Origin of the sequence: Psychrosphaera sp. 1_MG-2023, assembly GCF_030548245.1 — a bacterium.
GTDB classification, from domain to species: Bacteria; Pseudomonadota; Gammaproteobacteria; order Enterobacterales; family Alteromonadaceae; genus Psychrosphaera; species Psychrosphaera algicola.
The window spans coordinates 76,763-96,984 of the sequence record NZ_JAUORW010000012.1; the positions used below are offsets into that span (position 1 = coordinate 76,763).

At 40.8% G+C, this 20,222-nt stretch carries 19 protein-coding genes; 13 read left to right on the forward strand and 6 right to left on the reverse strand.

Annotated features, from left to right (window positions below; translation table 11 throughout):
* Nucleotides 1-36: 36 nt before the first annotated feature.
* From lepA to Q4575_RS12645, 8 genes are all read left to right on the forward strand, one after another.
* The gene (gene lepA / locus Q4575_RS12610) at nt 37-1,827 is read left to right on the forward strand and encodes a translation elongation factor 4 (protein ID WP_303523120.1); all 1,791 of its coding nucleotides are present in this window, start codon (nt 37-39) and stop codon (nt 1,825-1,827) included.
* Between the two features lie 23 nt (nt 1,828-1,850).
* Nucleotides 1,851-2,768, forward strand: coding sequence for a signal peptidase I (gene lepB, locus Q4575_RS12615; protein ID WP_303523121.1), 918 nt, complete (start codon nt 1,851-1,853; stop codon nt 2,766-2,768).
* 84 nt (nt 2,769-2,852) lie between these two features.
* Entirely contained in the window at nt 2,853-3,527 is a 675-nt protein-coding gene (gene rnc / locus Q4575_RS12620; RefSeq protein WP_272182659.1) for a ribonuclease III, read from the forward strand.
* A 31-nt stretch (nt 3,528-3,558) separates the two neighbouring features.
* Nucleotides 3,559-4,485: a GTPase Era gene (gene era / locus Q4575_RS12625; protein ID WP_252736776.1), complete on the forward strand. Its 927-nt coding sequence runs from the start codon at nt 3,559-3,561 to the stop codon at nt 4,483-4,485.
* Nucleotides 4,486-4,488: 3 nt separating this feature from the next.
* On the forward strand, nt 4,489-5,268 hold the full coding sequence (gene recO / locus Q4575_RS12630) for a DNA repair protein RecO (protein WP_215965307.1): 780 nt from the start codon (nt 4,489-4,491) through the stop codon (nt 5,266-5,268).
* An 18-nt stretch (nt 5,269-5,286) separates the two neighbouring features.
* Nucleotides 5,287-6,024: a pyridoxine 5'-phosphate synthase gene (gene pdxJ / locus Q4575_RS12635; protein WP_215965308.1), complete on the forward strand. Its 738-nt coding sequence runs from the start codon at nt 5,287-5,289 to the stop codon at nt 6,022-6,024.
* A gap of 2 nt (nt 6,025-6,026) precedes the next feature.
* Nucleotides 6,027-6,401 (forward strand): holo-ACP synthase, encoded by a 375-nt coding sequence (gene acpS / locus Q4575_RS12640; protein ID WP_215965309.1) that lies wholly within the window; start codon nt 6,027-6,029, stop codon nt 6,399-6,401.
* 70 nt (nt 6,402-6,471) lie between these two features.
* Complete coding sequence (locus Q4575_RS12645; RefSeq protein WP_303523122.1) at nt 6,472-7,263, forward strand: ABC transporter substrate-binding protein; 792 nt, start codon at nt 6,472-6,474, stop codon at nt 7,261-7,263.
* Here the strand turns inward: Q4575_RS12645 and Q4575_RS12650 are convergent.
* Nucleotides 7,260-7,979, reverse strand: coding sequence for a Sir2 family NAD-dependent protein deacetylase (locus Q4575_RS12650; RefSeq protein ID WP_303523123.1), 720 nt, complete (start codon nt 7,977-7,979; stop codon nt 7,260-7,262). The genes Q4575_RS12645 and Q4575_RS12650 overlap by 4 nt on opposite strands.
* Before the next feature lie 16 nt (nt 7,980-7,995).
* On the reverse strand, nt 7,996-9,510 hold the full coding sequence (locus Q4575_RS12655) for a DUF3612 domain-containing protein (protein WP_215965312.1): 1,515 nt from the start codon (nt 9,508-9,510) through the stop codon (nt 7,996-7,998).
* 152 nt (nt 9,511-9,662) lie between these two features.
* Between Q4575_RS12655 and Q4575_RS12660 the strand changes: the two genes are divergently transcribed.
* Nucleotides 9,663-10,262 (forward strand): malate synthase, encoded by a 600-nt coding sequence (locus Q4575_RS12660; protein ID WP_252736770.1) that lies wholly within the window; start codon nt 9,663-9,665, stop codon nt 10,260-10,262.
* 60 nt (nt 10,263-10,322) lie between these two features.
* On the opposite strand, the gene rdgC is transcribed toward Q4575_RS12660, so the two are convergent.
* Nucleotides 10,323-11,213 carry a recombination-associated protein RdgC gene (rdgC, locus tag Q4575_RS12665; protein ID WP_215965313.1) on the reverse strand — a complete coding sequence of 297 codons (891 nt, stop codon included), beginning with the start codon at nt 11,211-11,213 and terminating at the stop codon, nt 10,323-10,325.
* A gap of 87 nt (nt 11,214-11,300) precedes the next feature.
* A complete protein-coding gene (locus tag Q4575_RS12670) occupies nt 11,301-13,061 on the reverse strand; it encodes an ATP-binding protein (RefSeq protein WP_303523153.1) in 1,761 nt (586 codons plus the stop codon).
* A 442-nt stretch (nt 13,062-13,503) separates the two neighbouring features.
* On the opposite strand from Q4575_RS12670, the gene thrA reads away from it, so the two are divergent.
* The 4 genes from thrA to ung are packed head-to-tail and all read left to right on the forward strand — an operon-like array spanning nt 13,504 to nt 18,915.
* Nucleotides 13,504-15,960: a bifunctional aspartate kinase/homoserine dehydrogenase I gene (gene thrA / locus Q4575_RS12675; protein WP_215965314.1), complete on the forward strand. Its 2,457-nt coding sequence runs from the start codon at nt 13,504-13,506 to the stop codon at nt 15,958-15,960.
* Nucleotides 15,957-16,910: a homoserine kinase gene (thrB, locus tag Q4575_RS12680; RefSeq protein WP_303523124.1), complete on the forward strand. Its 954-nt coding sequence runs from the start codon at nt 15,957-15,959 to the stop codon at nt 16,908-16,910. The genes thrA and thrB overlap by 4 nt, the downstream gene beginning before the upstream one ends.
* 43 nt (nt 16,911-16,953) lie before the next feature.
* Nucleotides 16,954-18,231 (forward strand): threonine synthase, encoded by a 1,278-nt coding sequence (gene thrC / locus Q4575_RS12685; protein WP_215965316.1) that lies wholly within the window; start codon nt 16,954-16,956, stop codon nt 18,229-18,231.
* Nucleotides 18,232-18,243: 12 nt separating this feature from the next.
* Entirely contained in the window at nt 18,244-18,915 is a 672-nt protein-coding gene (gene ung / locus Q4575_RS12690) for a uracil-DNA glycosylase (RefSeq protein WP_215965317.1), read from the forward strand.
* Nucleotides 18,916-18,969: 54 nt separating this feature from the next.
* On the opposite strand, the gene Q4575_RS12695 is transcribed toward ung, so the two are convergent.
* The gene (locus Q4575_RS12695; RefSeq protein WP_215965318.1) at nt 18,970-19,149 is read right to left on the reverse strand and encodes a DUF3545 family protein; all 180 of its coding nucleotides are present in this window, start codon (nt 19,147-19,149) and stop codon (nt 18,970-18,972) included.
* Between the two features lie 182 nt (nt 19,150-19,331).
* Nucleotides 19,332-20,216, reverse strand: coding sequence for a DMT family transporter (locus Q4575_RS12700; protein ID WP_215965319.1), 885 nt, complete (start codon nt 20,214-20,216; stop codon nt 19,332-19,334).
* Nucleotides 20,217-20,222: the final 6 nt, after the last annotated feature.

Genomic DNA, 20,222 nt, shown 5'->3' on the forward strand with positions numbered 1-20,222 from the left:
ACGTCAGTATCATGGCGAAGGTATATCACTAAATATATGAAGAACATCCGGAATTTCTCAATAATTGCCCACATAGACCACGGTAAATCCACATTATCAGATCGCCTAATTCAGCATTGCGAAGGACTAACCAATCGTGAAATGAAAGCGCAAGTACTAGATTCGATGGATATTGAACGTGAGCGTGGGATTACGATAAAAGCACAAAGCGTAACGCTAAATTATAACGCTAAAAATGGTGAAAGTTATCAATTGAACTTCATCGACACGCCTGGACACGTTGATTTTACTTATGAAGTTTCTCGTTCGTTAGCGGCCTGTGAAGGTGCCTTGCTCGTTGTTGACGCCGGTCAGGGTGTTGAAGCGCAAACGGTTGCCAACTGTTATACCGCCATTGAGATGGACCTAGAAGTACGTCCTATCTTGAATAAAATCGATTTACCGCAAGCTGATCCTGACCGAGTTTCTGAAGAAATTGAAGACATTGTTGGTATTGATGCTCTCGACGCCGTGCAATGTTCTGCTAAAACGGGTATCGGTATTGAAGATGTACTTGAAGATATAGTATTAAATATCCCGCCACCGGTCGGTGATCCTGAAGCCCCGCTTCAAGCGCTTATAATTGATTCGTGGTTTGATGCTTATCAAGGTGTTGTGTCGTTAGTTCGAATTAAACACGGCAAATTGAAAAAAGGCGATAAAATTAAAGTCATGTCGACTGGCGCTTCTCATATCGTTGATAAAGTTGGTATTTTCACGCCTAAACAAACAGACACTGGTACGTTAGGGACCGGTGAAGTTGGCTTTATTATCGCAGGTATTAAAGATATTTTGGGCGCACCAGTAGGTGATACGTTAACGTTAAAAGACAACCCATCGCCAGAGCCGTTACCTGGTTTTCAAAAAATAAAGCCACAAGTATATGCTGGTTTATTTCCGGTGAGCTCTGACGATTACGAAGCGTTTCGTGATGCTTTGTCAAAGCTAAGCCTAAATGATGCTTCTTTGTTCTATGAGCCAGAAAGTTCGACAGCACTTGGACTTGGATTCCGTATTGGTTTCCTTGGTATGTTGCATATGGAAATTATCCAAGAGCGTTTAGAGCGTGAATATGACTTGGATTTGATCACCACAGCACCAACGGTAAACTACGAAATTCTTAAAAAAGACGGCGGAATAATTAAAATCGACAGCCCGTCTGAACTTCCTTCTGTAGGTGAAATTGAAGAAGTTCGGGAACCAATTTGTAAAGCCGACATCTTAGTACCACAAGAGTATCTCGGAAATGTGATTACTTTGTGTATTGAGAAACGCGGAACGCAAACCGCCATGAGCTACCATGGTAAGCAAGTTGCAGTAAGTTATGACTTACCAATGGCGGAAGTTGTGATGGATTTCTTCGACAGATTAAAATCGACTAGTCGTGGGTTTGCGTCGCTAGATTATAACTTTACTCGTTTTGCTCCTGCGGACATGGTACGTGTTGATATTTTACTTAACGGTGAACGCGTCGACGCGTTATCAATGATTTGTCACCGTGACTTTTCACAAAGTCGTGGCAGAGAATTAGCTGACAAGTTACGTGAGCTTATTCCACGCCAAATGTTTGATATTGCGATTCAAGCGGTAATTGGTGCACATATTATTGCGCGTACAACGGTTAAACAGCTTCGTAAAAACGTAATAGCGAAATGTTACGGTGGCGACATCTCTCGTAAGAAAAAGCTATTGCAGAAGCAAAAAGACGGTAAAAAACGAATGAAGCAAGTGGGTAATGTTGAATTACCACAAGATGCATTCTTAGCCATTTTGAAAATTGGCAAGTAAATCTAAAATAGGAAATTATTGGTATGGCAGGATATTTCGCAGTATTTCTGGTGGTTATCACTTTGTTGAGTGGCCTGATCTGGCTCATTGATGCAAAGGTGTTTGCGCCTTCTAGAAGAGAAAGAGTTGCAACCGCTGTAGCTTCTGGTGTTGAACTTCCTCAGGAAGAGCTAGATAAAATTGCACCGCAACCAGCAATTGCAGAAACAGCACAGTCCATTTTTCCAATTTTGGCGGCGATTACTATTTTCCGTTCGTTTTTGTTTGAACCGTTTCAAATCCCGTCGGGTTCGATGATGCCAACGATGTTGGTGGGTGATTTTATTTTGGTTCAAAAATACTCGTATGGTGTCCACGATCCTGTTTGGCGCTCTGAACTGGTTGCTACGGGTGAACCAAAACGCGGAGATATTGCGGTATTCAAGTACCCTTTAGATGAACGTCTTGATTACATAAAACGTGTTATTGGGTTACCAGGTGACCGCATTGTTTATCGTAATAAACAATTGGCGATTCAACCAAGTTGTGACCGTGAACCAGAAAATTGTAAAAAACTGATGCCGGTTGAATTGGAAGCTAAAGAGCAGGGGGCCTTTGTTCATATGGGCATGCCATTGATTACGGCCATTGAGCAATTAGGTGACGTAAATCATGAAATATTAGTTAACCCAGCTATTCCAGACATGGCAGATCGCTTTTATCAACAACCTGGAACGCGTGCCAGTGAATGGATTGTCCCTGACGGCAAATACTTCATGATGGGCGATAATAGAGATAATAGTACAGACAGTCGTTTTTGGGGTTTTGTTGACGAAGAGCAGTTAGTAGGTAAAGCGGTATTCATTTGGATGAGTTTTGTTTACAACGATGGCCAAGTGAGTTGGTTACCAAATTGGGTTCCAGTAGATATCCGTTTCTCACGTCTCGGCACAGTACAGTAACTTTAAGAAAGACAGGCCAACTCGAATTTGCTCTGCTAGAGTTAATTCGAGTTGGCCTTATTGTTTTTTGGGCGAAAAAAATTGATCAAAAAAGATTATAAGCAATTATGTAAAAAACTTGGTTACCAATTTAACGATGAGTCGCTATTGGTACAGGCGCTAACGCATCGAAGTTTTAAAGGCAGTCACAATGAACGTTTAGAGTTTATTGGCGATTCGTTATTAGGAATGTTTGTTGCGGAAAAACTGTATTTTTCCTTTCCTAAAGCAACAGAAGGTGAATTGACTCGAATGCGTTCACAAGTCGTTAAAGGTCAAACCTTGGCAATTGTAGGTAAAGACCTCGAGTTAAGCGAGTGGTTGCGTTTAGGTCCAGGCGAAATGAAAAGCGGCGGTTGTCGCCGCGAGTCAATACTAGAAGATGCAATTGAGGCGATTATAGGTGCGGTCTATTTAGATTCGGGTCTGGAAGAATGTAAAACATTTGTCCTTAATTTAGTCGACAAACAATTAAAAAATGTTGATCCAAATTCAGCATTAAAAGATCCAAAAACGCAGTTACAAGAGTGGCTGCAATCAAGAAAACGCGCTTTACCTATATATGAAGTTGAAGAAGTATTAGGGCAAGCACATAATCAAAAGTTTAAAGTCTCATGTACTTTAGACAATGGTGAAGTCGTTTTGGCATCAGGCACGAGTCGCAGGAAAGCGGAACAGGGTGCAGCACGACTAGCTTTAGAGGTAATTAAAAGTGAGTAATTCAGAAAATAATCAACAAGAATTAGACGCCTTGTTGGCAAACCTTAACAATCGTGCAGATTTATCTGACCCTAAACGGTGCGGATTAATTGCGATTGTTGGGCGTCCAAATGTAGGTAAATCAACCTTGATGAACCAAATTTTAGGGCAAAAGATTTCGATCACGTCTAAAAAACCACAAACGACACGTCACCGTATTTTAGGTATTCATACGGAAGGTAATGATCAGGTCATTTACGTTGACACGCCGGGTCTGCATAAAGAAGAAAAGCGCGCGATTAATAAGCTAATGAACAAAGCCGCGTCAAGTGCTCTTGGTGATGTTGAAATGGTGTTGTTTGTTGTTGAAGCCATGAAATGGCATGAAGACGATGAAATGGTATTGAACAAAATAAAACGTTCAAAACAGCCATGTATTCTTCTTATTAATAAAGTCGACAACATCAAAAACAAAGAAGAATTGATGCCATTTTTGCAAGAAATAGGTGCCAAACATAAGTTTGAAGAAATCATTCCAATTTCAGCAGAAAAGTCGACAAACATTGAGCCGATAAAAGAAACTGTACTTAAATTTTTACCTGAGAACCCATTCTTTTTTCCAGAAGATAATGTCACAGATAGAACTTCTCGTTTTATGGCCGCGGAAATTGTTCGTGAAAAGCTAATGCGATTTTTAGGTGAAGAATTACCTTACAGTGTAACTGTTGAGATTGAACAGTTTAAATGGGATGAAAAAATCTGGCGCATCAATGCCTTGATCTTAGTTGAACGTGAAGGTCAGAAGAAAATGGTTATCGGTAAAAAAGGCGAAAAGCTAAAAATTATCGGCCGTGACGCACGTCAAGATCTTGAATTGTTACTCGACGAAAAAGTCTTCCTTGAGCTTTGGGTTAAAGTCAAAAGTGGCTGGGCTGACGACGAACGTGCACTGCGTTCATTGGGGTATGGCGAAGATTAATTAATGACACCTGATGTAGAGATAAAATCTGCTTTTATCCTTCATTCTCGAAGTTATAAAGAGAACCAAGCTATTGTAGAGGTTCTACTCGAAGATGAAGGAAGAGTGTCTATTGTGACCTATAAAGGGAGCAAGAAAAACTCTCAGCGCTCTGCACTGCTCCAACCTTTTAGACCCTTGAATGTCGGTATTCAAGGGACTTCAGGCCTCAGAAAGTTAAAACAAATTGATGCCGACTTAGAACAATCTAAACATTTGTTAGCACTAAAGGGTAAAAGCCTTTTTTGTGGCTTCTATTTAAATGAAATCATTTGCCGTCTGTGTGCATCAGATGCGTTTTTCCCCGAACTTTTTTCAATATATCAATCCACCCTTATTTCATTGTCAAAACTGGATAACACCGCAGCGCATTTTTCAGTGCAGATGGCGTTATTGTTGCGCCGGTTTGAATTGCAGTTATTGCTGCAACTTGGCTATGGACTAAACTTTGAAACTGACATGATGACAGGGGATGACATTGTATTTAACGATGTATATGAGTTATTTGACGCCAGTGGATTTGTGTTGTCTAACCGGTCGATTTCTGCGCCTGATACATTTATCGGAGAAGATCTTAGTTTAATGTCGAGTTTATTAGAAATCCCTTTTGAAGACATCACAATTGACCAATTTCGTCAGCACCAGCCACTGTTTCGACAATTAAAATTGATTATGCAAACATGTTTGCATCGCCATTTAGGGGATAAACCGTTAAAATCCCGTGAATTATTTAGAACCGCTTAATTCTTTTTTGGAGACTGTATGAGCGAAATCCACTTAGGCGTCAATATTGACCACATCGCAACACTTAGACAAGCCCGTGGTACAACGTATCCGGATCCCGTTCATGCTGCTGCTGTAGCCGAGCATGCTGGGGCGAGTGGTATTACTATTCACCTTCGTGAAGACCGTCGCCATATTCAAGATAGAGACGTATATGTTTTGGCAAAAACGCTACAAACACGCATGAATTTAGAAATGGCGGTAACGGATGAAATGATCCGTATTGCAGAGGAAGTCAATCCTGAGTTTGTGTGTTTAGTGCCTGAAAAACGTGAAGAGTTGACCACCGAAGGCGGTTTGGATGTTTGCGGTCAATTAACCAAAATTACCGATGCGGTGACTCGACTTGATGCTATTGGTACAAAAGTTTCTTTGTTTATTGATGCCGACCAAGCGCAGATAGACGCAGCTGTTGCGACTAAAGCGCCTTATATTGAGATCCATACAGGTCACTATGCTGATGCAACAACAGAACAAGCGCAATTAGCAGAACTCCAAAAAATCATTGAAGGCGTTAAATACGCGACTAGCAAAGGATTAATTGTTAACGCTGGGCACGGCTTACATTATCATAATGTAAAACCTATCGCGGAAATTTCCGAAATTTATGAATTAAATATTGGTCACGCAATTATTGCCCGAGCGGCGATGGACGGTTTAGACAAAGCGGTACGTGACATGAAAATATTAATGAATGAAGCTCGGCAGGGAATATAGCCATGTCAGTCATTGGTTTGGGAACAGATATTGTTGAAATTGCTCGGATAACGCAAGCGTGTGCAGGGTCAGATAGACTGGCTCGTCGAGTGTTAACAGATTATGAAATGGGCTTATTCCAGCAAGATAATGAACCAAGCCGATATTTAGCCAAGCGTTGGGCTGCTAAAGAAGCAGCCGCAAAGGCCCTGGGAACAGGCATTGGACGTGGAATTTCATTTCAACATTTTGAAATTCGAAACAATGATCTGGGAGCCCCAAAATTGACTTTAACATTAGCTGCAAAACAAAGAGCAGATGACCTCGGTGTAAAAAGCGCTTTGCTTTCGATTTCAGATGAGCAAAATTATGCGATGGCGACAGTAATTTTATCGTAAATAAACTGGCTAAACCGTAATCGAAGGTTACACTTAAAGTATCCATAGTTACAGGGATTGATATTGGGAAATGTCTAAATTATTTAGTTACTTAGTTAAACTTGTATTGGTGATATTGTCATTTACGTTCAGTCAGGCCGCGGTCGCTGATGATGAGTGGGTTGAACTCTTCAAACTTCACAATCAAACGAACTATGTGGCAGAAAATTATCCACCGGCAAACTTTTATAAAGATAATTTACTGCAGGGCGTTTCCATCGACTTGCTTCACGAAATTTGGTCGACACTCTCCTTACCCAAAAAAGACGTTTTGGTCGTGCCATGGGTGCGAGGCTATCGACAGCTAGAAAATACACCTAATACTGTACTGTTTACTATGTCGCGGACCAAGGAGAGAGAAGACTTATTTAAGTGGGTTGGTCCGGTATTTTCATCGACTCATGTGCTAGTTGCAAAACAAAAAACAGTCATCGATATAAAAGAAACTAAAGACATCTTTAAATATAGTGTCGCCACAGTTAGAGCGGATATTTCCGAAAAGTCACTGCGCAAAATTGGCTTTCCAGATCAAAAATTAGCAAAGTTGTCGAATGTAAAACAAGCCTTTTTAATGCTTAAAAATGAAAGAGTTGATTTGGTTATGCTGTCTATTCACGGCTTACATCACGTATTGATGGAACTTCACGAGTTGAGAAACCGCTATAAAATAGTCTGGCAAGTTAATAAAATTGGTAATTATTTTGCGTTTAGTAAAGAAACCCCAGACCTGATCATAAATAAATTTCAGCAGACGCTAGACTCACTTGAAACCAAACGTATAGAAATACTGCAGAAATACAAATTGCCAGAAGAGGAGTACTAATCCTGCTTGGAAATGTACTCTAGTGCCGTCATCGCGTGGTAAGTGACATCCGGATGTAATACATGACTTGGTGATGGGTCTACAACTTCAATTGGGATTCTATTCTGGCGCGCGATATCGAGTGCCATTTGAGTGATATTGACGCTAAAAGACGTCCCCATAAAGACTATTTTCGCCGCGTTTTTCATTTTATTCTGAGCCGCTGATACCCGGTACAAGTCGGTATAAAATTCATCAAATAGCAATACAAACGGCTTTAACGATACATATTTCTCGGGGCCGGTTGCTGGAATTTTGAAAATGGATAACAACGACTCGGTTAAATTTGATTCGTCTACCTGATCCCAAGGCGCGGCTAAACAATCAATATCTTGGCCTTGAGTATGAAACAAAGTAACGTGGTCGATACGACCGTGAATTGGAATATAATCGGTATTCCCTGCCTTACCATCTAAGCCATCAATGTTTTGAGTTACAACATCCTTGTTTGCCAACCAATGGTGGACGTCATTCGGCCCACAGTTCCGATATGTAACAAAACGCTTGTAATACCAGGTCAAAAACTCACTCGGATTTGTTTTATACATCTCACGAGTAGCCATTTGCTGGGGAGTGTAATTTTGACTGCCTATGGTCCAAAATCCATCTTCTCCTCGAAATGTAGGAATGCCACTTTCAGCACTGACACCGGCGCCCGTGATATATAATGTACTCATTTAAGTCCCGCTAAAGTTATGACGAACATGGGTTGTAGCAACTCGGTTGGCGAGGGCACACATTACCCCTCGAACAAATGAGTTTAGCTTGCTTATCCATCGCCCGTTCTATCCAGTTAATATTTAATATTTTTGCAACGCTCAACAGGTTGGATTTTAGTTTTGGCGTGAGCACGGCACTGCCGCCATTTTTAACACAACTTTGTTGGATTTCATAAGTGATAGAATCTGCGTCTTTTCCCTGCGCTTGAATGGCTGGTGTTAAATCGATACCCGCGCAAAGTACGTGGTGGTTAGTCGCCATATCTTGAACCTTGATGGATTCACAAATATACAATCTCGATTGGCCATCGACGTTCATTATTGAAAGTTGCGCTGACGTGCCTTCAGTTGGTTCTGAAATCATATTAAAAACAGCCCAATGCTGACAAGGATCGTCTACTTTTGTCATATTTCCCCAGGGAAGCGGGATGCCATTACCTCGATAAACAGCTTTAAGCTTACCAGGAGAGTATGCATCGAAATAATGCCAGTGACGATATGGTGATACCGCGGTCATGCGACGCATCGCGACTGAGGCCGATACATCAGCCATCTGGTGACTCGAAATTTCATACCCGTTTCGATCGAGTAGTTGCCTAAAAGGCACTTTGGGGCACAACAGAGCGCCGGCAAAAAAGCTCGACTCGAAGTCATGCCATGCATGGAGGATATCCTGTGGGTCGACGCCTGAGTGCGCGGTTGGTCTGTTACTAGATGTATTGTTTTGACTGCCAACGGACTGAGCACTGCGTAGACTTTCTTTGTTATGTAAAATGCAATGGCCAATGTAAACCGCGAGTTCATATTTCAAACGGCGAGGGTATTGTTTTAGGCGTCGGTTTAAGTACAGTTTATTGGCGGGTTCAAAATAGGATGTGATTAGGTTTTTTGACGTGACCCCTAATTCATCACGCGCTTCTTTTGGTGCTTCGTCAAACCAAAATATTTTAAGCCCAACCTGTTTAACGATGGCAAATAATTCATCGATGGTCAGCGGCATGCGTTTTAATCCTACTTCTTCAGCTGCGCGTTCTAAATCGGGAAAATGGTTTTGGTTGTTTTCTTGATGCGCTCGAATTAGCAAATGAGCAAATTGACGTCCGGATATACCTGTTTGTGACAGCATTTCGGGTATTGCGATTTGTAAAATATCTTGCGAAAACAAAAAACTAGGCTCAAGTGGCATGCCGTTTATGCCGCCTCGATTACCTTTGTCTGGCACAATATCCTGATGTTCTGGGGTATCATCTAAAAACCACTCTGTGGGCTTTTGAAAAACACTGGCCACCACCTCTAACATATCAATACTTGGCACTCTTTTACCACGTTCAATCATCGATAAATATGAAACTGAGGGTGCATATTCAGGGTCAATCCGAATACAACGTGCGGACAAATCTTCAATGGTTAAATTATTTCTCTTTCGTAAATTTCGTATCTTTGTGCCAAGGAAATGGGACTTACGTAACAGGCTTTTATTCGGTCGCATTTTGGTTCCTATTTTGTAAAATTTACAGTGTGAAATTTTTATTGTGAAATTTTAGTGTAAATTCATCTAGACTGCTTATCAAGCAATTCGGACAAATACTACACAAAAAAGAATTGCACTAAAAATACCCGACATATAACGAGGATTGAACAATGAATATGACAAACACTTCACAAAATGAATTTAATGCTACGTCTGGTTTTGATCAGTTCATAAATGAAGAAGTATCCATTTTGGCTGAATTAAACGAGAAACGCGTACTTGAAATTATGACGTACTCTAAAAGTTTCTTAGATAAGGTTTTCCCTTTGGAGTCGGGTTCACATCGTGATGTGAGTAGCTATGTAATTTATTACACGCATTTATTGGCGTTCTTCCCAGACGGCAGCAAAAGTGGCTTAAGCCATCCCAAACAGTTTGTCGCTTTATCAGGTCACAAAAGCGAACCAACCTCGATTGTGTTAAAAAATGACGGTTTTCATGTTGAGCTTATTTTCAATAAAAATGGGACTCGTGGAATAAAAGATATTGCCGGTATCGATGACATTCAAGTAGAAACCAACAAGCTAAACTTTGGTGGCGAAAATGCGGCTAATGACGAAACAACAGAACAAAAAACACGTCATTGGTTCAGTATGATTAGAAATGACGATGAAATGGTTTATGACGCAAAGGGCAAACAATTGTGTCGTTGTGTTGACGTACCAAAAGCGTTTACTGATAAAAACGGTGAGGACTACCCGCTTTCTTAAGGGGATGCATGGTCAACATATAAGGGTCAGTAATAGACCCAGTATGTTGACCATGTTTTGTTATACGATGACTTTTTCCAGTTCTAAAATGAGCTGGTTCAATTCGCCTGTCATGATGGCGTAATCGGCGTCAAACTTCGCCAATTTGTCTTCATTTGGCACATCTTCAGTTTGCTCTTTTACGATATCCAAAAACTTAATTTGTTTAATGACGGCTTCTTCATTTAATACAAACTTAGATTTTTCAGACCAAACTAAACCTAATTTTGTGACAAATTTACCGTTTGAAATATGCAGTTGCACTTCTTCTTCGGTGACATTGTGATTTTTTAGTTTTGCGACAGCGGCTTCTTCGTCTAATGCTTTTAGTTCAATATCCTGGGCAAATTCGAAAGGAGCAGGTAATTGATCTTTTTGAACCCACAACGTCATGGTTGCCATTAGATCACCCTCTGGTTTGAATGGCAAAACAGGTAAAGTCCCTAAACATTGGCGCATGAAAGATAATAGGTTTTCAGCTTTATTTGCGCTTGAAGAATTGACCACAATAAACTGGTCAGTCACATTGATATAGGCGTAAAGACGACTATTGCGAGAAAACGCTTTTGGCAATAATTGCTGAGTGATCTCTTCTTTGATTGTTTGTTTTTCTTTTTTACCGACTTTCTGTCCACGTTCTGCTTCAATCAGCTGAACTTTTTCATCTAATGCTTCTTTAATGACAGACGAAGGAAGAATTTTTTCTTCGGTTTTAAGACAAACTAAAATGTTGTTATTGGCGCTGTGGCTTAAACCTTCAGTTCCAGGAATTGGTGAAACCCAACCTTGAGTTTGTTGATCTTGGCTTCCACACGGGCGAAATAGGTGCGCTTGAAATGAATCAACTAACTCTGCTTCGCTAGTCGTAAACGGTTTTGTAAATTTGTAAATATGAGCGTTGTTAAACCACATGATCTTGACCCTAACTTTGATGAGCCAAAGATAATACCAGAGTAATGTTAAATTGGCTGTTCAAATCACAGCCAATTTATCGACATTTTATCTGTGAGTCTGAGGTAAGGCGTTTTCCAATGATTTTGGAATTCGCAAATGATAGGTTAGGCCTTCACCTTCTTTAGAACTGGCTTCAATGTCGCCCTCGAGGGTCTGCTTCACTAAGTTATAAGCGATATTTGTACCCAGCCCAGACCCGCCAGCTTCTCGCTTGGTGGTATAAAATGGGTCAAATAACATCGCAAGTTGTTCTTCTGAGACACCATTGCCATTATCTTTATATATAATGTCTACATATTCGCCATCGAGCTTTACGTCGATATCGATACGGCCTTCATCTCGACCGTCAAAGCCATGGATCACACTATTCAATAAGAAGTTGGTAAAAATTTGAGAAACCGCACCAGCAGGAACTTTCATATCCAAGTCGTCTGGGCAATTAATAAAAATATCGTGTTTTGACTTTTTCAGTTTTGGTTTTAACGATGTGATCACTTCATTGAGGTATTGTTTAATATTGATCGTACGAACAGCTTCACTTGTTTGGTCTACTGCAATTTGCTTGAAGCTTGCAATAAGTTCGCTGGCGCGTGACAAGTTGTTGTTGAGTAAGTCTATGCTCTGTCTGCTTTCAGATACAAAGCATTTCATGTCAGATGCACTTAAAGATTTGTCGTCAAATTTTTTGCTTATGTGATTCAGGCGGTCAGCTAAAAAGCTAGTTGCAGTTACACCTACACCAATTGGTGTGTTTACATCGTGAGTAATGCCGGCCACGAGACCACCAAGTGCAGCGAGTTTTTCAGATTCAACTAGTTTACCGTGCGCAAGGCTTAAGTTTTCGATGGTGTTTTCAAGTTGATTGGTTTTTTCAACCAGTTCTTTTTCCGTTTCGCGTCGAGTTTCAATTTCTTCTTTAAGATTTTTTTGCTGAGTTTCCAATTGATATTTCTGTTTTTGCAAATCCATCATAGCTTGGCTGAGATTGGCGGTTTTTTTCGCGACTTCTTGCTCCAACATCAAATTTTGTTGGTCGAGCATATCGTTGGTTTTTAGCAATTGTTTTTGAGCTTGCTTCAATTCGTCTTGGGAACTCGAGACTTTTCCAATGAGATTATTAAAGGACAGTTGGATAACGCTCAATTCGCTTTCTTCAAGTTCGGTCACTTGCAGTTGTGCTGTTCCTAAGTTATCGAGATCAATTCGTTCAATTTGGTCAACCAAATCGCCAAGTGGCTTGGTAAGATGTTTTCTAAATGCGAGTAAAAATAGACCAATTAGAAATGCCGTTTTTGTCGCTGCGCTGCCGAGCATAAAGTAAATACTGACAATGATTCTATCGATGACAACATGGTGACTTGAGAAAAGGGTGACATCGCCTACATGGGTCGAACGGCCAGAAAATTCGAAAACGAGAGGAAAGGTATAGCCAAATAAACCATCGGCACCATGGATGACATTGCCATGTCCTGTTGAGGTGTTGCTTCTAGAGTTCTCAAATTCTGAGACTTGACCCATTTGGGTCAGCAATTCGCTTTGATCATCTCGGATCAATACACCTTCAATCATTGGGATCGCCAATAAACCTTCAGAAATGGATACAACTTGTGGGGTATTAAGTTCCCAAATAGCGCGGGTTAAACTGGCACTGAATGTATTTTCTAATGTCCTTAGCTCGTCACTAATGTAATTTTTGGTCGTGGTATATTCGGCCACAACTTGAATACAAGTCACTGCAAATGTTAGGACAAAGTAGACAGATAATACACTTACAAGTAGTCGACGCGAGATACTCTTGGTTGCCAGCATTCCAACATATTCCTAATCGGTTTAAAGAATCAATAGCTGTAGACTTACAGTTTGGCTATTTTTCTGTGAAAATCCAGTATTATAGTGAGGATAACCCAAAAATGACGTTATTCAATTTAATTTCTTAATGTTAGTGGTTATCTAAAATCTAAATCTACAATAAATTTATTGGTAACATTAACAATAAATTGCGTAGAATTGTAACCGGATTATGTTTAGTTGCAATTAATGCAACATTAGCTGTAATAATTAGCACTTGACTTTTTGGCCCATTCCGTCAAATTTAGCACCTATGAATTTACGCATAATCCGCACTATTATTACGACCACCAACATTACCCATACGGGCTAGTGGTCGAACGAGTGCAACAAAATTTTGTTAAACCCGTGACCAAAATCACGGGTTTTTTTGTCTTTAGACTTGGAAAGGTAGTTTAGTATGAGAGTAGTTAAGTTTGGTGGAAGTTCTTTGGCCGATGATTTTAGATTTCAATCGGTTGCGGCTATTATTAGCGAGCAGGCGACCTCTAGCACAATTACCGCGGTACTTTCAGCGCCAAAAGGCGTTACCAATAGATTGGTGAAGTTGTGTGATATCAGTGAAGCAGGTGAAGACTACCAAGGCGAACTTGATGGTTTAGAGAAACATTTTCTTAATATCGCCGAGCAAGCCGGTTTTAGTCAAACAGCTGAATTAGTATCAAAAATAGAACAAACTATTTCTGAACTAAGTCAAAGACTTCAAGGCGTGAAGTTATTACAACATTGCCCTGATCATATCCGTGCGTTCATTATTTGTCGTGGCGAAGTGTTTAGTGTGCATTTAATGCAGCAATATCTAAAAGTAAAAGGGTTTGAATCGCAGGTATTAGACCCTACCAAATCGATTGTTAGTTCTGACGATTATTTAAATGGCGTTGCGGATATCGAATTATCACGCGCGGCGTTATTGTCACATATGGAAAACGGTAAAAAAGTTTACTTATTACCAGGATTTACCGCCGCCAACGAAAATGGTGAGTTAACAACGTTAGGTCGCAATGGTTCAGATTATTCTGCGGCAATTGTTGCAGCGTGTTTACATGCTGCTGTTTGTGAAATATGGACAGACGTTGATGGTGTTTATAGCGCAGACCCACGTCAAGTTCGCGGTGCTATGTTAGTTGAAAAGCTGTCATATGGTGAAGCAATGGAGTTGTCTTATTTTGGCGCCAGTGTTTTACATCCAAAAACAATCGGCCCTTTGGCGCAGCACCAAATTCCATGTGTTATTAAAAATACGTTAAATCCAAATGCAGAAGGCACGTTGATTGCTGAAGAAGCCGCCGCAAATACGTCGCCGATTAAGGCAATTTCATCTTTAGAAGATGTAAGCATGCTAACCGTTTCAGGCCCAGGCATGAAAGGTGTTGTTGGTATGGCGAGTCGCACGTTTAAGGCAATGGCCGACCGTGAAATATCGGTTGTACTTATTACTCAGTCTTCCTCTGAATTTAGCATCAGCTTTTGTATCCCAACAGAACGTGAAAAAGACGCTGTTGCTGCGTTGTTACGTGAATTTGAATTAGAAATTAAAGCCGGTTTATTGGCTCACCCTAAAGTAGATAACGAAGTCGCTATTGTGTCGATGATTGGCGAAGGAATGAGACAACACAAAGGGATTGCTGCCAAATTCTTTACGTCTTTAGCACAAGCCCGTGTGAATATTCTTGCGATTGCTCAGGACAGTACAGAATCGTCAATCTCTGCAGTACTTGAGTCTAAAAAATGCGCCGATGCGATTAAAGTCTGTCACGAAAACTTCTTTACTAAAGTTCCGTCAATCGATGTGTTCATCTTAGGATGTGGCGTTGTTGGTGGTGAGTTGGTAGAACAAATTAAACGTCAGCAAACGTGGCTACATCAACGCAATATTAAACTCAATGTTTATGGCATCGCAAATAGTCGTAAATTGTTGCTTGACGCAGAAGGTATCGACTTGGCGTCTGACTGGCAATCGACACTAGCGGACTCTGAAAACAATTTCAGCCTGTTAAACGTGACGCAGTTTGTTCAAGACAATCATTTAGTAAACCCCGTACTTGTCGACTGTACGTCTTCTGAAAGTGTTGCAAGTCAATACGTAGAATTTTTAGCTGCAGGTTTCCATATCGTTACGCCAAATAAAAAGGCTAATACGGGCAGCATGGCGTATTACAACGAGTTACGTGATACCGCACAGTCAACAATGCGTCGATTCTTATATGAAACCACCGTTGGTGCTGGCTTACCAGTTATCGATACATTGCAGGGGTTGTTCAATGCCGGTGATGAATTAGTTGCATTTGAAGGGATCTTGTCGGGTTCTTTGTCTTATATCTTTGGCAAATTAGACGAAGGAAAAACCATTTCTGAAGCAACAATCGAAGCGCGTAATTTAGGTTATACCGAACCAGACCCACGTGATGACTTAAGTGGTATGGACGTGGCGCGTAAGTTATTAATCATGGCGCGTGAAGCTGGATTAAACCTTGAATTATCAGACATCGAAGTTGAATCTGTATTGGGCAACGACTTTGACGCCACTGGCAGTGTTGATGAATTTATCGCAAAATTACCGAGTTTAGATCCAACGTTTGCTGCCTTGATTGATAACGCCAAATCAAGCGACGAAGTACTACGATATGTTGGTGAAATTAAAGACGGAAAATGTAAAGTTAAGATCGTTTCAGTCGGCGCTGACAATCCATTATTTGCCGTTAAAAATGGCGAAAATGCATTAGCGATTCATAGTCGTTATTATCAACCAATTCCGTTTGTTTTACGCGGATATGGCGCTGGTGCCGCTGTCACAGCAGCGGGTGTGTTTGGCGATGTAATGCGTACATTGAGTTGGCAACAAGAGGTGATGCTGTGAGTCAGATAGGACAACGCGCTTCAGCGTTTGCGCCAGCAAGTTCTGGCAACGTTAGCGTCGGGTTTGATTTGCTTGGCGCTGCGCTTCTTCGTATTGATGGTGGCGAACTTGGTGACCGTGTTAATGTTGAATTTGCAGAGCAGGACGAGCTGACAAATTCGGGTGAATATGCCCATGTGTGTCCAGATGATGCTGAGCAAAATCTAGCGTGGCAAGCTTACCGCCTGTTTCGCAGTAAATTAGCAAATGATAGTTTTCCAAAAGTAAAAATGGAACTGGTAAAATCGTTGCCAGTGGGCAGTGGATTAGGTTCTAGTGCCTGCTCTGTGGTTGCAAGTTTAACCGCCTTGAATCGATTGTTTGGTCATTATTTTAGCGACAATGACATGTTACTGATGATGGGTGAAATTGAAGCCGCAGCTAGCGGTGACTTGCATTATGACAATGTCGCGCCTAGTTATTTTGGCGGACTACAATTAATGTCACCGTCAACGGATGAGCCGGTGCTAGATTTACCAATACCAGATCAATGGTATGTTGTTGTCGCGTTTCCTGGCTTTGCTTTCCCGACCAAACAAGCTCGAGAAGTATTGCCAAAACAGTACGACAAACATGATGTTATTGCCAATGCTCAAAATCTATCTGTGTTTATTACGCAGTTATTTAAGGGGCAACAAGTTAAAGCGGCCCAGGCAATTAAAGATGTCGTGGCTGAACCTTTTAGAGGCGAATTAATCAAAGGTTTTGTTAGTGCGCGTAACGCATTAGTGGAACAAGGGGCTTTAGCGGTTGGAATTAGTGGGGCAGGACCAACATTGTTTGCTGTAACCACTGAGTTAGCAGAAGCCAAAAACTACGAACAATATTTGAATGAGCATTACCTTCAATCGGAGAATGGTTTTGCCCATATATGTAGAATTGCCCCGCAGGGTGCAAAACATCTAGATTAACCCAGTAAATACTGGAATAAAGTAAGAAGTAACGAGGATTTCAATGTTGTTAGCCAATATAAAACATAACGACCAACAGGTAACGTTTGAGCAAGCAGTAAAAATTGGCTTAGGTCGTGATCAAGGTCTATTTTTCCCACAAAAAATTACTCCGCTTGAAAACTTGAGTGAACTACTGGCAATGCCGTTTGTTGAACGTAGTGGAATAATTATTTCTCATTTATTAAACGGTGAAATCAATGTAGCTGATGCAACAGCTATGATTAAAAATGCCTTTGAGTTCCCAGCACCTTTAGCCAATGTTACTGGTAATATCTATAACTTAGAGTTGTTTCATGGTCCAACGTTAGCATTTAAAGACTTTGGCGCGCGATTTATGGCTCAGTGTCTAAGTCGTTTTTCCCAGGATGGCAAGCTAACGATTCTTACAGCAACATCAGGTGATACTGGTGCGGCGGTGGCACATGCTTTTCACGGCATTGACAACATTCGTGTTGTTATTTTGTACCCTAAAGGCAAGATAAGCTTGTTGCAGGAAAAGATGTTCTGCACATTGGGTGGTAACATTGAAACAATCGCAGTTGAAGGCGACTTTGATGATTGCCAAGCATTAGTTAAAGCGTCTTTTGAAGACCAAGAATTACGCCAAGAAATTGGGTTGAACTCGGCAAATTCAATTAATATCAGCCGTCTATTTGCACAGGTTTGTTACTACTTTGAAGCAATTTCACAATTGCCAGCAGAGCAACAAGATAAAGCGGTAATTTCAGTACCAAGTGGTAATTTCGGTAACTTAACAGCTGGTATTATCGCTAAAGTATTAGGCTTACCAATTAAACGCTTTATTGCCGCTACTAACGCCAATGATACCGTTCCACGTTACCTAGCTACGGGCGAATGGAAACCAAAAACGACAGTCGCGACCTTATCAAACGCTATGGATGTGAGCCAACCAAACAACTGGCCACGCGTAGAATTTATGATTGAGCAAGGTTGGTTTGATAAAAGCTTGTTATCAAGCTACATGATTGACGAAGACTTAACGCAAATGGGTGTTAAAGAACTTTATCAAATGGACTACTTGTCAGAGCCCCATGGTGCGATAGCGTATAAAGCGTTAAAACACGAAATTAAAGAAGGCGAAGTTGGGATCTTTTTAGGTACCGCTCATCCAGCTAAATTTAAAGAAAGCGTTGAAAACATTTTGGGTGAATTAATTTCATTGCCTAAAGAACTAGCAGACGTCGCTGGGAAAACACTATTGTCTAGTGAGATGGCGCCTGAATTTGCTAAACTACGAGCCTACTTAACAAATCAATAGGCAAGGTTATCTTTGAATTGGCAAACCTTAATTGAGCAACAAAAGCAGCTAACGTATTTTCAACAGATTGAAGCTAAATTAGCTGCCGAGGTGGAAAGTGGTGCAACCGTTTATCCGCCTCAGAAAGACATTTTTTCTGCGTTTGATAATACCCAGTTTGACCAAGTCAAAGTCGTAATTCTAGGCCAAGACCCATACCATGGACCCAATCAGGCACATGGTATGAGTTTTTCCGTTTTGCCAGGTATCAAAATTCCCCCCTCATTACGTAACATGTATAAAGAATTGGCGTTAGAGTATCCAAATTTTGAGATCCCGACGCACGGTTTTTTGCAATCTTGGGCGGACCAAGGTGTGTTGTTGATCAACAGTGTCTTGACGGTTCGAGCAGGTGAACCTAATTCTCATCAAAAATGGGGTTGGGATATCTTCACTGACAATATGATAGCGGCATTAAATCAACACAGAAGTGGCATCGTGTTTTTATTGTGGGGCGCGTTTGCACAGAAAAAGCAAAACCTAATCGACCCAGAACGTCATCATATTTTAACCGCGCCACACCCATCTCCGCTGTCGGCCAGAAGAGGATTTTTTGGTTGTGATCATTTCATCAAAACCAATGATATTTTAGTAAAGCAGAATATGGTTGCCATAAACTGGCAACCGCCATTAAGCTTAAGCTGAACGGTATAGTCGACTTAAAGCAAAAAAGCCCAACTGGTTAAAGTTGGGCTTTTTTTAAAAATCTAATTCTGCTAAATCATATTCCATTGATGGGTCGATATCTTTAAGTTCGTCGCGAAGACGATACTTTTCTTTTATCGACTCTATTTCGCGCCACTTACGCTTTGATGCTCGTTTTGAAGACGGTTTGTTATTTTGTACAGCACTTTCGAATAACTCAGCTAGACCTTCCATAATGGCCCCCTTAACGTCGTATTAAAATTTTTATTGTTATAAGGAATACTCAGTACATTTTTCGATGCCTGAATAATGCTTAACGCAACATTTACCATAACGCCGTTAAAAGTAAAATACTTTTGTGAAAAAAATATGACCAGTTTATGAAACTAATTTGAACAATTTGTCGGGAAAGTAAGCTATTTCCTAGGTTTTATAAGGCCTGTAGTCAACATAACGCCTAATAAAATAAGCAGACCACCAAACAACATATTGATAAATAGTTGCTCATCTAAGAAGACGTTGCCAAATACCACACCAAATATCGGAATAAGGTAGGTTACCATCATGGCTTTTGTTGGGCCGGTATTTTCAATCAATCGATAAAATAACACATAAGCAATACCCGTACTGAAAACACCAAGACAAGTTATAGCAAGCCAAGCGTTGCTTGAGACTGAAGACCATTCTAAAGAGCTGCTGAGGAGCACTGGGAGCATAATGATAGCGCTGCATGCCATTGTACTCGATGCAACTAAAAGTGGCGGTACGCCTTGTAGAAAGCGTTTAGAGTAGTTTGCAGATATACCGTATAAACACGTTGCTGTAACAACGGCTAATATTGCAAAGACTTCGGCATTAACACCGTGAGTGAGCTTATGAGATGACAGTACAACAACCCCCGCAAAGCCAACAAACAAACCAAACCAAGCGCTTTTACTTAACGTTACCGACAAAATTATAAAGCTAAACACTGCGCCCCATAAAGGGGTGACCCCATTAATTATCGAGGACAAACCCGCATCGATATTCATTGCTGCATAGCCAAACAACATAAATGGCAGAACTGAGTTGCCTATTCCAACGAATATTATGGGTTTAATGAAAGGTTTAATTGATTTCTGTTTGCTAAATTTTGTGGCCGTTAAGTACAGCAAGGGACTGAGTGTGAGCGCCGCAATGATGATCCTAAGGGACGCTAAATTTGTTGCGCCTAACTCAGGAGCCGCAACACGCATGAATAAAAACGACGCCCCCCAAAGAGCGGATAAAATAAGTAATTCGACAAAATGTTTCGCGGCCACGTTGTA